The 15,115-nt window shown below is 39.6% G+C and carries 11 protein-coding genes; 8 read left to right on the top strand and 3 right to left on the bottom strand.

Annotated features, from left to right (window positions below; genetic code table 11):
* Positions 1-197 precede the first annotated feature (197 nt).
* Positions 198-674: a hypothetical protein gene (locus ACXIUD_RS01550; RefSeq protein WP_458050880.1), complete on the bottom strand. Its 477-nt coding sequence runs from the start codon at positions 672-674 to the stop codon at positions 198-200.
* Positions 675-915: 241 nt separating this feature from the next.
* Between ACXIUD_RS01550 and ACXIUD_RS01555 the strand changes: the two genes are divergently transcribed.
* Positions 916-1,665 carry a DUF5995 family protein gene (locus tag ACXIUD_RS01555; protein WP_458050881.1) on the top strand — a complete coding sequence of 250 codons (750 nt, stop codon included), beginning with the start codon at positions 916-918 and terminating at the stop codon, positions 1,663-1,665.
* Here the strand turns inward: ACXIUD_RS01555 and ACXIUD_RS01560 are convergent.
* Positions 1,662-2,675 carry a DUF4407 domain-containing protein gene (locus ACXIUD_RS01560; protein WP_458050882.1) on the bottom strand — a complete coding sequence of 338 codons (1,014 nt, stop codon included), beginning with the start codon at positions 2,673-2,675 and terminating at the stop codon, positions 1,662-1,664. The genes ACXIUD_RS01555 and ACXIUD_RS01560 overlap by 4 nt on opposite strands.
* 249 nt (positions 2,676-2,924) lie before the next feature.
* Between ACXIUD_RS01560 and ACXIUD_RS01565 the strand changes: the two genes are divergently transcribed.
* From ACXIUD_RS01565 to ACXIUD_RS01585, 5 genes are all read left to right on the top strand, one after another.
* On the top strand, positions 2,925-3,590 hold the full coding sequence (locus ACXIUD_RS01565; RefSeq protein ID WP_458050883.1) for a GDSL-type esterase/lipase family protein: 666 nt from the start codon (positions 2,925-2,927) through the stop codon (positions 3,588-3,590).
* Between the two features lie 130 nt (positions 3,591-3,720).
* Positions 3,721-4,878 (top strand): hypothetical protein, encoded by a 1,158-nt coding sequence (locus tag ACXIUD_RS01570; protein WP_458050884.1) that lies wholly within the window; start codon positions 3,721-3,723, stop codon positions 4,876-4,878.
* A gap of 2 nt (positions 4,879-4,880) precedes the next feature.
* Positions 4,881-7,400, top strand: coding sequence for an OmpA family protein (locus ACXIUD_RS01575; protein WP_458050885.1), 2,520 nt, complete (start codon positions 4,881-4,883; stop codon positions 7,398-7,400).
* Complete coding sequence (locus tag ACXIUD_RS01580) at positions 7,401-7,700, top strand: thiamine-binding protein (RefSeq protein ID WP_458050886.1); 300 nt, start codon at positions 7,401-7,403, stop codon at positions 7,698-7,700.
* 135 nt (positions 7,701-7,835) lie between these two features.
* On the top strand, positions 7,836-11,015 hold the full coding sequence (locus ACXIUD_RS01585) for a response regulator (RefSeq protein ID WP_458050887.1): 3,180 nt from the start codon (positions 7,836-7,838) through the stop codon (positions 11,013-11,015).
* Positions 11,016-11,074: 59 nt separating this feature from the next.
* Here the strand turns inward: ACXIUD_RS01585 and ACXIUD_RS01590 are convergent, their stop codons facing one another.
* Positions 11,075-12,475: a hypothetical protein gene (locus ACXIUD_RS01590; protein WP_458050888.1), complete on the bottom strand. Its 1,401-nt coding sequence runs from the start codon at positions 12,473-12,475 to the stop codon at positions 11,075-11,077.
* Positions 12,476-12,584: 109 nt separating this feature from the next.
* On the opposite strand from ACXIUD_RS01590, the gene ACXIUD_RS01595 reads away from it, so the two are divergent.
* Entirely contained in the window at positions 12,585-13,877 is a 1,293-nt protein-coding gene (locus tag ACXIUD_RS01595; RefSeq protein WP_458050889.1) for a serpin family protein, read from the top strand.
* A 335-nt stretch (positions 13,878-14,212) separates the two neighbouring features.
* Positions 14,213-14,905 carry a hypothetical protein gene (locus tag ACXIUD_RS01600; protein WP_458050890.1) on the top strand — a complete coding sequence of 231 codons (693 nt, stop codon included), beginning with the start codon at positions 14,213-14,215 and terminating at the stop codon, positions 14,903-14,905.
* Positions 14,906-15,115 lie beyond the last annotated feature (210 nt).

Here is a 15,115-nt window from a genome sequence, read left to right on the forward strand (position 1 = left end):
GAAGTACCCAAATTTTTTTGAGGGAGATTTGGTCGTATACAACTACGCTTATTCATGAAAGAAGATTCGCAAAACTCCGACAGGAGTTCAATCCCGAAAGGGCATTAACCCCGAGTTGCCACTCGGGGATGAATGAATACCGCCCCCTTATTCCTCCCAACTCCGGCAGGAGTTGAATAATAGGAGGACCTGAATCATCAATCTAACTGTATCACCCTAGAAAAAAACATACGGGTTATAAATATCCCCGAACTATCCGTTTCTCCTGCGTGACTTTCAACAGCTGAGGTCACATAAGCCAAGGCAAAACCCTCTGATTCCAACTCCATCATACGCGCCCCAATCATTGCATCATTTGAAGCGATATTTTGAAAATTGATACCGGTTGCTGAAAAGAAATTCAACAATTTGGTCTCATCAAACTTATCTACTTTTAACTCTTTTCTACTCACAGATCGCTGATTGGAGCGTTTTCCATCGGTTCGAGAAGTTCTGAAAACTTCCGTATCTACCTCGGTCATATTTTCAATGATTCGGGACCTGCCCAAGCCCATGGGGACAATAGACTCTACAACAGTTACTACTTTCCACTCTTTGACCTGAGTGGGAGACTCCTGTGCAAAAACAACCCCTGCAAACAGAATAAAAACTACGATAAAACTTATTTTTTTCATAAATTGAAATGTTTTGTAAAATTTTGAATAATTGAGCCAAAATAGAATAAAATTTCATAATCATGTGCAAACTCCTGTTGGTTTCCAAGTAACAAAAGAATTTTAACCTTACTCCTTATGCAAAATGATTCGACTATCCATCAAAAAGTATCTTTAAAACCTTGAGTTTGGGTGTTTTGGCAGCCATGATCGCTTACAGCGTTGGAAATTTGTTAGAATCACTCGTCAAAAACTGGTAATCATGACAACAATCGAAGAAATCATCAAGCGCTTGGATGAAATCATCCTTTTTTGCAAGCAGCAACAGTCTAGAATCGGGTACTTTGCAGTGCTTTACAGGCAAGTGACGGTTCGAATCAAAAACGGCATTGATCGTCAGGAATTTGAAGATAATCCGCGTATGGAAAAACTGGATGTGATTTTTGCTAAGCGATTCATAGATGCGTTTGATCAATTTATGAGCGGACAACAGCCAACTGAGAGTTGGCGTATATGCTTTGAAGCAGCAAAGCAGCGCAATCTGACAGTTATGCAGCATTTGCTCTTGGGAATGAATGCCCATATCAATCTGGATTTAGGGATTGCAGCAGCAGAAACGATGAACTATCAAAACTTATCCTTGATTGAAGCCGATTTTAATTACATCAATGTGGTATTGGGTGAATTGGTAGATGATACCAAAACGCAAATCAGTAGATTTTCTCCACTATTCAAGCTACTTATTCCGCTGGCCAAAGGGAAAGACGAAATCTTAGCAAATTTCAGTATCAAAGTTGCGCGTAAAGGTGCTTGGAAATTTGCCAATGAGTATGCTGATAGTATTGATAAAGTTGTCAGCATTCAAAACAGAGATGTAATTATTGCCAAACTTGCTAATGGAATGGTACGTCCTGGCAAAAAAATCAGCTTCGTGATGAGACTAATTTCATTAACCGAATGGAAATCTGTCCCTTCCATTATTCAAGATCTAGAGCAAATCGGCTCCCCCTAATCTTGAAAGCCCAACAGCCTCTTTTCTGAGGCTTTTTCCAGTTTGATCGTTTTTTCCCGCACGAACACCGTAACTCCCTGTTCAGTCAAATCCAGCAGCTCATCATAAGGTCCCCGGGGAGCTAACAACTTCACTAAGATAGGCGCACATTCCAAGGCAATTAATAACAACATAATCATCCAACTTGCCACAGCAATACTGGGATGCTCCTCTCCCACAGCTTGTAAAGCATCCAAGCGCGCTCCTAAGCCATCAAAACCATCAATGGATGGCTGTATTTTTACCAATTCTTGAGTTTTTAGATCTTCCAAGTAAGCAATACGCCGATCGAGACTGTCTTTTTTGGCTTGAACATAGGTTGTGAATACTTCTAGCTCTTTTTGCGCAGCATCTAATTGAGCTTCTTTCTTTTTAGCATTGGTCCCCAAACCTACTATCCCGCTGCTACTCGAAGATTTTACCCCAAAGCGCTCCCAATCATACGCTTCCTGCAATTTATCTCGAAAGGCAAGTTTCTCTGAAAGTTCCTGGTCGTATTGCCTTTTTTCCTCCCGAAGCTGTTCGATCTCTTGAAATCCAGCCTCCAAGGCTACTTTACTGGCTTTATAGAGTTCTATGCGCTCTTCATCAAGTTTTCGATCGATTTCCCGTTCAAAGACCCGTAACTCCAAAGGTTTGGCAATCACCATGGCAAGCAACACCGCAAATACTATTCGCGGGAAAGCTATTTTCAGCTCCGGCCAAAAACTATTTTTCTTTCGGATGGATGATACTATGAATCGGTCCAGATTGAAAATCATCAACCCCCAAACCAACCCAAATACGAGCGCCAAGCCCATAGACTTAAAAATGATCCAACAAGCGTAGGTTGCGGAAAACATTGCCAATAGTGCCGTAAAGAAAATCGTAGCACCGATACCTACTACTTTCTGCTCATCACTGGGGCAACGCTTGAGTAAGGGTAGATAATATCCGGAAGCGAATAGGAAGAATTTTTGCAGCTTGTTCATATTGATTGTTGTACTTATGGCAAAGCCCCAAAAAATGGGCTAAAAAATGCATAAATCTCTATGGTTTAAATATTATGTGACAAAAACTTGATTGAGAGTGACCAAATCATCAATCTTGTGTCCAAAAAAAAAATTGACGATTTCAACACTCCTAATTTTGTATGAATTTGGATGTATTTTTGTTATGTTCAATCGGACAGTTTGTGTTCAAGCCTGAACACTCCAACACCTCTATAGATTAATTATGTTATGATCACAAAAAAACTCAGTCTGCTCTTATTCGGATTAATCCTATTTTGCGGACATCTCTCCGCTCAAGAAGCTAGATTTCAGCAAGCGGTGGAGGCTCTTCAAGAAAAATATCCTCCCCAAGAATTTCAAGAACCCTCTTATCTATTTACGGGGAGTTCATCGATCAGATTTTGGAAAGACCTAACGGCTCTCCCTTCCGATAAACCTGTTATAAATATGGGCTTTGGAGGTTCAAGAGCAGATGATTTGAATCTACATTTAGAGGCATTGGTGTTAGCCTATAATCCCAGCAAAATTTTTATTTATGAGGGAGATAATGACTTAGCCGACGGCTTCCTTTCATTACAGATCATGAACGAGTTTTTCGGAATAACTCAGCGGATTCATACCGCTTTTCCCTCTAGCAAAATTTACATCCTTAGCCCCAAACCTAGCATCAGCCGTTGGCATTTGAAATCCGAATATGAGGAACTAAACAACTTGCTGCAAATCTTTGCCTCCGGGCAACCTTACCTAGAATTTATTGATCTATGGAGCGTGCTTTTGAATGAAAATGGAGAACCAAACACGGACTATTTTATTGAAGATAAGCTGCATTTGAACGAAAAAGGCTATTCCCAATGGAATAAAATCATCTTACCGTATATCAAGGAAAAACCTTAAGCTTTCAAATTCTAACCGAAAATTGGCTTAAATTTTCTTTTAATTAGGCTAAAATTACCTTACATTGCTTTAGGTGCTTGAAAAAATCCAACACTAACCTCTGATTCGTAGCTAAACTAACCAACGTAATATGAAAATTTTAATTTTACCTATCCTTTTTCTGTTCCTGTTCAGTCTTCAATTGCATGCACAGGTAACGGGAGTTCGGTACAATATAATTTCCAATGAGATTAATAATAATCGACCCTTACCATCCGAAGAACGCTTTTACATCACAGGTCAACTTCCGACAGGAGTTGAAATGGTAAGTTTGGATATTTTCAGATCTGGAAAACGATCCGGACAATCCTATAATTGGAGAAGAGCCTTTGACTTTGAAGCCAATGATTTTGAACTGTTGGTAAGTAATCCTCTGCGAAATAATGAGAATTACGATCTGATATTTCAATATTACATAAGAGCCGATGAGCAACAAATCGATTTTGTCAATGAGGCGATCACCAAAAATTTAGCCGCGTACATTCGGGGCAATTTTGAAATTTCCAAAAGAGGTATTAAAAGCAGAAGTGGCTTAGGCTTGGTTCAAAATCAACTAGAGCAAATTGTTATCCAAGGATTATCGGATTATAGAAATTTCTTGGGTAGGGATTTCAGCGGATTTAGTGATGTGGTTGTTCAAAAACTTAATCAAAGCAAACAGCTCAAACTTAAGAGAGCCAACCTTAATATCTTGAGAAAGAATGCAGGGGATAATACCAAAGCTCAATATGCCGACAAATATTTAGAGGAATTAACTGCCACCGTCAGCAATGAGGTGAGGCAATATCTGGGCAATAATTTGTTGGTATTAGCAGATGAACGGAAAGTCCTGAATTACATCACCGAAAAGAAACAAAATGCTCTTCCCTTAAATTTTGGATACGCTACTATTCCAATCAAACGACAATTATCCTCTACTGAATACTTGCATGGGCCTTATGTAGGTCTCTCTCTGCCCTTGGGTAATAGAAGTTTCACCAAATTTTTAGGTAATGCTTCATTCTCTACAGGGATTTTCCTTACCAATTTTGAAGCCTCCACCGGAGAAGGTATTCAAGGGGATCTTATTGGGCTGCCTATCTATGCGGGTTTGGGCTACAAAATGTTCCAAGTTTTCCGATTCAATGTCGGGGCTGTGATGCTCAATATGGATGAAGCAGGCGGCACAGGCCGTCAAACCTACATCCAACCATTTGCCGGATTAAGTTTGGAGTTTAATTTATGGTTGGGACTTAAAAACAGGAGGTAAACATGCAGCCTGTTAAAAAAATACTTGTTTTTTTTCTTTGTTGGATCAGTATACAGGAGGTATGGGCCCAGCAAAAAGAATTTAATTGGAGACTGGGTGCGACCTATGGATATAGCAACTATTATGGAGATCTAACACCTTACCGCTTTGACGGAATATTGGATTGGGAAGCTATCAGGCATGTACTGGACTACAATCCCAATAAAAACTTGGGGGCATCTTATCAAATTACCTTAGAGCGAAGACTGAGCAATACCATCGGTTTTTATATGCGCTATGGTTTTTATGATTTCTCCATGAATGATCGGTTCACGGATAAAAACGGGGAGTTATGGCTAGATGCTCCTAATTTCGATAGAGGACTTAACTTCCGAAACCAAAGTCGTGATTATGGCATAGGGTTCTCTTTGAAAACAGATAATGACCGACTCCTTTCCTCCACTGCATTTATTGCACCTTATCTCAACCTTGGATTTGGCATGTTGGATTTTAAGGTTTTCGGAGACTTGTTGGACGATGCTGGAAACTTTTATGATTTCAGCCAAGCAAACCTTATTCAAAATAGACAGTTTGAAACGGCTCTGCACGAGTTGGAGGTGGAACAAGCCTTTGATCAACGAACATTTTATGCCAACCTAGGCTTGGGGCTTCGATTTCGCCTTTCTTCCAGGCTTGAATTATTTCTTCAAACAGACATTTTACGAGCTTTCACCAACCATCTGGATGATGTAGCGGGTAAATACCGGGAAAATTTTGATAATGAACTACAAGCAAGAGCGTCTAATCCTACGGGAATTCCAATTAATTTATTGACAGATTACAGAGGAAATCCAGATAATCGAGTGGATTGGATAATCAATCATGGGGCTGGTTTACGCTTCAACTTTGGATTCAACAAAAAGAGTTTCGTCGCCTCCTCCGTTATCCCTCTCAGGTCATTTACGCCTCTTACGATTGTAGAGGAGTCTGTGGAAACATCCATATCAACGAGCGATGACAAGCAATTTGTCCCAACCGAGCTATACGAGGATGATAAAGAAGTATTGAGTATTCGAAATGCTCAGCTTCAACTCTTGGATAGACAAATTTTATCCGAGCAGCGAAGGATCCGCTCCTTAGATTCTGCACAAACTTCTAATAAAGCGCTGATGCGGGATTTTCAAGCACAAAGTGAACAACTAAGAAATCGACTGTTGGCTAATGAATTATCCACTGAAGAACTTGACTCAGCAGCATTTGCAAACGCACAGAAATTGCAAAAAAGCTTGGATTCTATGCAATTGGTAAAAAATAGAAGTTACTTTAAAATTGATAGCCTGATAGCTGAGAAAAGCAGTGTTTACCAAAGTAAGGTAAGAGAGCAGTCAGCTTTCGATAACTTCAATTCAATCGCTCCTGCCACTACGCCTATCTCCCCTGCGCCTCAACAAAGAAGCCCTTCAATCAAAGAAACTCCAGCTGTGGATAGGAGTGAACGCAGCAGAGCATCCACGAGCGCTGCAAGTCCTACTGAACGAACTCCTCCAACAGCGACAACTGATGCTAGGCCTCGTAATCAGGCTTCGCAGACAACAGAAACCCGAACAAGTAGTAGCATCCCACAGAGCAATGATTTAGCACAAAGAAATGCTGCATTGGATAATTTTTATTTATCCGAAATTCAACGGCTCAGACAGGAAAACGCCTCTTTGCGTCAGCAGACATCTACATCCAACAGCCCTCGTACCACTACTCAAAACCAACGGGTTATCGTAGATGATAGAGGAAGTGCCCGTAGAAATGCCAGAGCTATTCAGAAAGAACAAAGAAAAGCCAACAGAAGGGAAGAACGTCGTGTAAATGGCACTTCATTCCTTGGAGGACTATTTGCTGGAGCTGCTGCAAGCTCTGTTATGTCTTCCAATGATAGAAGAGAAGAAGAAAAATTGGAAGTTGAAGCTGAACCTGTAGCACCACTAACAGCTACCTCTCCGATAGATAGTTTACGTGCGCCAGTTTTCAATATCCCTATAGATGAATCAGTAGTACCTGCCAGACTAGCTTGGACCGGGACCACACTCCCGTCGGTAGATTGGGATTCATTAGCCTTGTCCCCCAATAAATTGGATTCATTGACTTTGGAAGGTGAAAAGGCAATGGTAGACTCGCCTTTACCTGCCATGGAAACAGTCCGGTTACTCCCTTCTAAACAGTTGATTTTCTTTGATATCAATCAGCGAGTGCCGTCTGAGGTTGAATTGAAAAAATTACTGCCATTGGTAGAATTTATCAAAGATAATCCCAGTTACTCCTTAAGCATTTCGGGCTTTGCTGATAATACTGGAAGTTTATCGTACAACCTCACCCTTGCAAATGAGCGAATGATGGCAGTAGGCAAAGCTTTAGTGGATTCTTTTGGGATAGATGAATCTCAACTAGCGTATACCGAAGGTGGAAAGATAGTTAGAGGGAATGCACAGCGATCTGAGTCCCAAGATCGAAGGGTGGAAGTCATCATTATTGAAAACACAGCACAAAAATAAATGGAACAGCATATCAATTTAGGAATCCAAATCGTACCAAAAAGCAAAACAATCGATACTTATTCTTTAGTGGATCGGGCTATAGAAGTGATTCAGAAATCTGGAGTTAGCTATGTAGTTACTCCCTTTGAAACGGTCATGGAAGGACCTCAGTCATTACTTATGGAAATAGCCAAGAAAGCTCAGGATGCGGTATTGGAGGCAGGAGCCGATGAAGTATTGGTCTATTACCGCATGCAGGTTCGTAAAAACGCAGACGTTACTATGGAAGAAAAAACAGGAAAATATTCCTTACAATAATCTCCATTAAACCCACGGATTTTTTTGAAAATCTAAGCTATATTGCATTCATACATATCTTGACAATCATTAGTACCACTTTCTATGGACTCCTTTCAATCAAATTCTGACAACCTTGCCCTTCTGATCAAACTGATGGATAACACCTCAGATGCCACGCAGGTTTCTTTGGAAAATGGTAATTTATTTTACATCAATGAGGAAGCTTCTAAAAGACTGGGGATTGATAAAGAGGAAGCTTGTAACTACTATGTATGGGATTTTGAGGAGGTTTTTAAGGATCAGTCGGTTTGGCATGCACATGTTCAAGAATTAAAGCAAATTCCACACATGATTATGGAAGGGACAAATGTGCATCAGCAATCTGGTGAGAGATTCCCTGTGGAAGTAACCGTCAAGCATTTGTCCATCGAGGGTATTGGGTATATTGTTGCCACTTCCAGAGATATTTCTGAACGAAAGAAAATCGAGGACGAGCTTGTCTATACCAATGTGTATTTGAAAAGAGCCATGAATATGGCAAAAATGGGTTCTTGGGAGTTGGATTTGGAGACTAGGGAGCTTAAGTGGACGGAAAACCTCTACAGGATCCATGAATTATCCGAAAAAAACGGAATGGATCTGGAAAGGGCATTTAGTTTTTACAGCAAAAAAGATCAGGTAATTATCCAGAAGATTTCTGAACAAGTCATTGCTACTGGCAAAGAGGCCGAGTTTGTTGGTAAAATCTATTTGAAAAATGACACATTCAAATGGGTAAAATTGAAAATCCTGCTAATCCGAGAAGAAGGCACTTCCAATAAACTGATAGGGTTAACTCAAGATATCACTGATCAGCAATTGGTTAAAGAAGAAATCGATAAGCAAATTGAACTTCAGACCTTGATGATTGATATTTCTTCCACCTATATCAATACCAAAATTGAAGATTTGTCCAAAACCATCAATGAATCTCTTTCTAGAATTTCCCAATTTGTGAAGGCGGATCGGGGCTATGTTTTTGATTACAATTTTATTGAAAATACAGCTTCCAATACCTATGAATGGTGCGCTGAAGGTGTGCCTGCTGAAATAGAAAATTTGCAAAATCTCCCGATTGAATTTATTCCTGCATGGGTTGAACAGCACCAAAATAGTCAGACCTTCGAAGTTCCTGATATTGCTACCTTGGAAAATGAGAACTTGAAATCCATCATTGAACCACAAGGTATCAAAACCTTGGTCACCTTCCCGATGCTTCACGAAGGAAATTTGATTGGCTTTGTTGGATTTGATTGGGTGCATGAAGTGCATAAGTTTCAAGATGCGGAAAAAAAGCTTTTAAAAATTTTCGGGGAATTGTTGGTGAGTGTCACTACGAAAAGTGCATTGGAACGCTCATTAATCTTAGCTAAAGAGGAAGCAGAAAAGTCAAATAAGGCTAAATCGGAGTTTTTGGCTAATATGAGCCATGAAATCAGAACCCCATTAAACGGAGTAATTGGTTTTACTGACCTTCTCATCAATACAGATTTGTCAGAAGTTCAATTGCAATATGTACAAAGTGCTAACTCCTCTGCACATTCTTTATTGGGAATCATCAATGACATCTTAGACTTTTCCAAAATTGAAGCCGGAAAATTAGAACTTGAGGAAATCGAGGCTGATATTGTAGAACTTATTGAGCAAACAGCAGATATTGTCAAGTTTAATACCTCCTCCAAAGATTTGGAATTTTTGTTGAATATTCAGATAGACATGCCGCGTTACCTCGTGGTAGATGCTATCCGACTCAAACAAATTTTAGTCAACCTATTAAGTAATGCAATTAAATTTACCGAACGCGGGGAAGTAGAATTGATTGTAAAATTTAAAGAAAGTCCCACTAAGCAAGGAATTGGACTATTTACATTCTCTGTAAGGGATACCGGGATCGGCATTTCGGAAGAACAACAAGAAAAGCTATTTAAATCATTCTCTCAAGCCGACTCTTCCACCACACGTAAATTTGGCGGGACAGGCTTAGGCTTAGTCATCTCTCAGATGTTAGCAGAGAAAATGGACTCTCAAATTGAATTAAACAGTGAGGTTGGTAAAGGATCTACCTTCCATTTCACTATCGAGCGACCATTTCAGACAAGCGCCACAACAAAAACCAAAGAGTTTACAAGTATTAAGAAAATACTGTTGGTAGACGACAATACAAATAACAGGAATATCCTTAGGGACATTCTCAATCATTGGAAAATTGAAACAGATGAAGTGGATAATGGTTTGAGTGCTCTCCAAATACTAAGTGAAGCGAAAAAATATGATATTTTAATAGTAGACTATCATATGCCCTATATGGATGGTCTTACTACGATAGGAGAAGCAAAAAAAATCATTTCCACATTCAAAGGAAAAAAACCGAAAATTCTTCTCTATAGTTCTGTTGATGAAGTTCAAAATGACGAGCGATATAAAAGTCTTAACATCGATGCAAAACTGATTAAACCCGCCAAAATTTCTGAACTATTTAATTGTTTGCTGAGCCTTGCAGACGATCAGGAAAGCATCTCTCGTCAAAAAAACAAATCAACCACTCCAGCTGATTTACATGGAGATGAACCAATCAAAATCCTGATTGCCGAAGATGTATCCCTCAATATGATTTTGCTAAAAACAATTTTAATGGCTCACTTTCCAAAAGCAGAAATCATTGAAGCTCAAAATGGTCAAGAAGCTATAGAATCATTTGAGGTACATCAACCCAACTTAATTTTCATGGACGTGCAGATGCCAATAAAAGATGGTTTTGAAGCAACAAGAGGTATACGGGAAATTGAGGGAAATTCGGGGACACAAACTCCAATAATTGCGCTAACAGCTGGCGCTTTGCAATCAGAAAAAGAAGCTTGTTTGGCTGCAGGAATGAATTACTTCATGACCAAACCATTGGAAAAGCAAAAGATTCTTGATTTAGTGAAGCAGATATTCAAACGAGTGGAGAGCGATGATTCTCCTCTCAGGAAGGAAGAGTTTGACTATGAGTCCCTATTAGAAATGTTGGCAAACGATGCAGAGCTTCTTCGTAGTATCATGCATCAAGGCTTTGCAGAAATTGAAGAAAGTCTTGAAAAGCTGTGCAAAGTTGTCATGGCAGACGAAAAAGAAAAGTTAAATTTATTGCATAAACTAAAGGGATTAACAGGCAGTCTTTGTATGACTGAGTTTTCACAAAGCATCCGAGCCATAGAGGAAATGGAAAACCCTATCATGACCATCGCTGCGAGTAAAAAAGCCCTCGCATCTTTCAAAGATCTAAAACGAAAAATAGAAGAAAAATTATTGTAAATTTCCCTCCAGTAAATCTAGCTGATCGCCATTGCTCAGCTAGATTCACTAGATCAATTTTACTTTTTGAAGATAGTATTCAGTGGTAATTTATATCCCATCTCAAGCACCCAACCGTTAAGAGAGCCTGAAAAAGTCTGGTCAAAAGCTTCTGAATTCACTTCACCTACCAATCGAACTTTCCCAACTTTAGGGCTATTAAAGTTTCTAGAAAAATTAAAAGTCAACATACTTGAGTTGAATATAGGAACCTCCGCAAACAGTCCGGAGTTAAAAAACACTTTCCCCGACACCTGTTGTTCAACAGGCTCTGAAGCAAGGTTGTAAATCACTTCTTCGCCCCTACCGGCAAATGCAAAGCTCCTCCAATAAGGTCCTTGAGAACCCAAAATAACCATTGTAGCCGCAGAAGCCCCTACTCTTAATCGTTGACGTGCTCCTATATCTAGGTGATATCTTACTCTTACCGGTATGACATCCATGCGATAATCAGTAGGTGTATGATTATTTATCCCTTCTATTAAAACGACATTCGTATATGCACGCAAACGGCTATAACCAGACTCCAGACTCCAAGATCCTTTGGTATATCCAGCCAAAAATTCATTTCCTCCAGAGATATGTGAAAATTCAAGATTTTGTTCCCTTTCTGATTTAGGCCTAAACCTCAGCAACCCTGAAATCATTACATAGGAACCATCACCCCAAGCTAAATTCCGTTTATTGATTTTTCGCTCCTCTTTTCCTAATTTCCAAAGTTCCTTTTCTTCCTTTGTCTTTCCCTTAAAATCAATCCCATAGCCCAAAACTAATCCCGTATATGACCCTCTTCGCTGAATCGTAGAAACGGGGGCATTATTAAACCAATTAAAATTGGTAGGATACAAATCACTAAAGCCTTGCTGGTGGCGAAGACCTACTATATAATAGTTTTTATTTTTAGTATAAAACTTCATCCCGAGCTCAAGGCCAATATTTGCACTGATGGTAGTTCTTGTCGCCAAAAAATTAAATGACGCAAGCGTATCATATTCCGAATAATCGATAAATCTGGCCATGGTAATACCAAGCATGGGCTGTACAAAAAATGCATGATCACCCTTCTCCCAGGTTTTCCTAAGTCCTAATCTATGATTCCATAGCTGACCACCTCTAGCGGTAAGCCTTCTGGAATCTTCTACAGATGGAAAATTCGGGTAAAAGGTATATCCATAAGCAAGACCTGTAAATTCCGACTGTATGGCAAGCTGCCAATCCGGCTTAATCGTATAGAGTAATCCTAACCCTAGGTGATTGGCTAATTTTGGTTGAAATTCAACACTCGGACGGGAGTCATTCACAAGTTGTTGATACCCATACTGAGGGCCGGTATATAACTCCAATTTTAAGCCACTTTGAGCATTTACTTGACTGAAAATACTGAAAAGTACAAGTACTATGAAAATACGATGATTGATCATAATTTTTTTGCAAAGCTAACCAAAAAAACTAAAGATTATTCACACAAAAAATAAAATTCATTGTAGCGTTTGCTAAGTTTCTCTCGTCTTTACTTTCAAACGCCTTGCTATGAAAACAAATTTTAAAAAGCTACCCACTTCGATAACAATCACTGCCAAATTGCTTGTACTGTTATTAATTGTTTTAGTAGTTGCCTGCCTACCAGGAGAGCCTCCGCTTTCCGGTAGAGTTGAACCCAATTTGAGAGCACTATCTGCTTCTGAGGAAAAACTTTCTGAGTCGAGCACGCAATTTGCGATCAATCTTTTTCAGCAACTCAATCAAGCGGATGAAGTCAAGAATCAGTTCTTTAGTCCCTACTCCATTCATCAGGCCTTAGCCATGACTATGAATGGCAATGAAGGGGATGTCAAACAGGAGTTTTTGGACATCCTCCAGATGCAGGGGATGAGTTTGGCTGAGGCCAACCAAGCAGTCAAAGATTTGACAACATTTCTACTGGAAGTAGATGCTAAAGTCAAACTCAATATTGCCAATGGCATTTGGTATAAAGAGGGCTATCAAGTTCAAGCCCCTTTCAAAGAAGCTGCAAACCGCTATTTCAATGCGGAAGTGGCTTCGTTGGATATGTTCAATCAAAACTCCGTTAATATCATCAATAACTGGATTGCCCAACAGACCAATAACCTGATTCGAGAAATGCTGGACCAAATCCCGCCAAATGCTGTAATGTATTTGGTGAATGCCATCTATTTCAAAGGAGTCTGGACCTATAATTTCCCAAAAGCGAATACCAAAAAAGAAAAATTCACCTTAAGAAATGGACAGGAAGTTCAGGTAGACATGATGGACCTCAAGGATGCTTCGGATATGAAGTATGGCTTTGGTCAAGGGGCCGCATACTTAGAAATACCTTACAGTTCGGAACAGTATTCCATGGGCGTATTGTTCATTGAATCAGGCGACCTATCCCAATTGGCGCCCTTACTGACCCTAGAAAATCTAACAGAATGGAGAAATAATGCCCGGGAAAGAGCTGTCATTCTCAAAATGCCTAAATTCAAAATTTCCTATAAGATTGACAACATGAAAGAAGATTTGATGGCCATGGGCTTGGTGCGTCCCTTTTCCTTTCATCCTGATAATTTCACTTTACTATTTTCCAATCCAACCGATGATTTAAAGATCAGTAGGGTAATCCATCAGGCCTTTATAGAAGTAGATGAAAAAGGTACTGAAGCGGCGGCAGCCACCATCGTAGAAGTTACTGAGCGATTCAGCGCAGGCCCTTCCGGTCCCATACGAATAACCCTTGACCGTCCATTTATCTTCTTTATCCAAGAAAAACATAGTGGAGCGATCCTGTTTATGGGGAAACTCGAGAATCCTATGGAGGAGTGAACGGTGGAAAATTAGGAATGAAGAATTAAGAATGAGGAATGATTTGAAAGGATGAAGATTGAAGGATGAAGGATGAGAGATGAAGGATGAATTAAAAGTGAACAGTCTCACAGTTTATGAATTAAAAGCTTAATTGTCTTAATTCCTTAATGGTAATTCTAAACCTTGTTTGCCTACTACCAAAATAGTAAGAAAAACCATTAAGGAGTTAAGGTGCATTAAGAGAATTCTTAATTTAGATTTCTTGTTTCTTACTATCTTTTGTTTCCCTAATTCACGGGTCTATATTCAGTTCCTCCTTCTTGACTAAAATAAATATGTATATTCTATCATTTATGTTTTCTCGAATCTCGCTTCTCGCATCTAGCCTCTTACTTCTCTTGATCAACTGGTCCTGTATGGAGCCTATGGAATCTTCTTTACTCAACGAGGAATGTGACATCTTAAATTATCGCTATTATCAAGGAGAAGAGTTGACCTTGGGTGAGGTGTCAAGGGAGTATATTTTTATCGGGATAGACAAAAGCCATTCTGATGAAGAAATCAGGACTTTATTACGTACCCAGAATTTCTTGGACCAAGGATTCAATTTCACTATCTATGAAGATCCATTATATCAATTCAAGCAAATCCCTGTAAGATTGAATAATGCAAGGAACTGTTCTGATATATCAGGGATTCTACAATCACTCCAAGACAATACCATCATTGCATATGCCCATCCAACTTTTGAAACAGATAATTGCCAAGATGCCATTGGTAATCCAGTTGGAGAACAATGTGTACTCGTGTATATCAGTTCTTTTTTTGTCAGAGTTCCCGATCCAGAAGATCTAACTGACCTCCAGCAATTGATAGCCACCACTAATACCGAGTGGCTAGGCCCCAATCAATTTATGCCCAATTGGCATGAAGTACGTGCCACCAAAGATTCGCAGGGAGATGCCTTAGAAATGGCTAATTTCTTTTTCCGATCAGGGGTGGTAAATGCCGTTGATCCGGGTGTTGGAATATATCCGGTTAGGTAGTTGTGAACAGTGGGTGGGAATTTGGAATGAAGAATGAAAATTTAGGAATGAGCTGAAAGGAGGAAGGTTGAAGGATGAAGGATGAATTGGGATGAAATACGTCTGTGGGTTTTAACCCAGTACCAGCATTAGAATTCATGAATCTCATCTACATGATTTTCTAAGGGATAAACCTATCAATAGACGTGGATTTTAATCCCCGGCATTGAA

Source organism: Mongoliitalea sp., assembly GCF_054166905.1.

Coding starts and splice junctions, on each gene's coding strand:
- ACXIUD_RS01550 (WP_458050880.1), bottom strand. CDS start 674: ATGAAAAAAATAAGTTTTATCGTAGTTTTTATTCTGTTTGCAGGGGTT.
- ACXIUD_RS01555 (WP_458050881.1), top strand. CDS start 916: ATGACAACAATCGAAGAAATCATCAAGCGCTTGGATGAAATCATCCTT.
- ACXIUD_RS01560 (WP_458050882.1), bottom strand. CDS start 2,675: ATGAACAAGCTGCAAAAATTCTTCCTATTCGCTTCCGGATATTATCTA.
- ACXIUD_RS01565 (WP_458050883.1), top strand. CDS start 2,925: ATGATCACAAAAAAACTCAGTCTGCTCTTATTCGGATTAATCCTATTT.
- ACXIUD_RS01570 (WP_458050884.1), top strand. CDS start 3,721: ATGAAAATTTTAATTTTACCTATCCTTTTTCTGTTCCTGTTCAGTCTT.
- ACXIUD_RS01575 (WP_458050885.1), top strand. CDS start 4,881: ATGCAGCCTGTTAAAAAAATACTTGTTTTTTTTCTTTGTTGGATCAGT.
- ACXIUD_RS01580 (WP_458050886.1), top strand. CDS start 7,401: ATGGAACAGCATATCAATTTAGGAATCCAAATCGTACCAAAAAGCAAA.
- ACXIUD_RS01585 (WP_458050887.1), top strand. CDS start 7,836: ATGGATAACACCTCAGATGCCACGCAGGTTTCTTTGGAAAATGGTAAT.
- ACXIUD_RS01590 (WP_458050888.1), bottom strand. CDS start 12,475: ATGATCAATCATCGTATTTTCATAGTACTTGTACTTTTCAGTATTTTC.
- ACXIUD_RS01595 (WP_458050889.1), top strand. CDS start 12,585: ATGAAAACAAATTTTAAAAAGCTACCCACTTCGATAACAATCACTGCC.
- ACXIUD_RS01600 (WP_458050890.1), top strand. CDS start 14,213: ATGTTTTCTCGAATCTCGCTTCTCGCATCTAGCCTCTTACTTCTCTTG.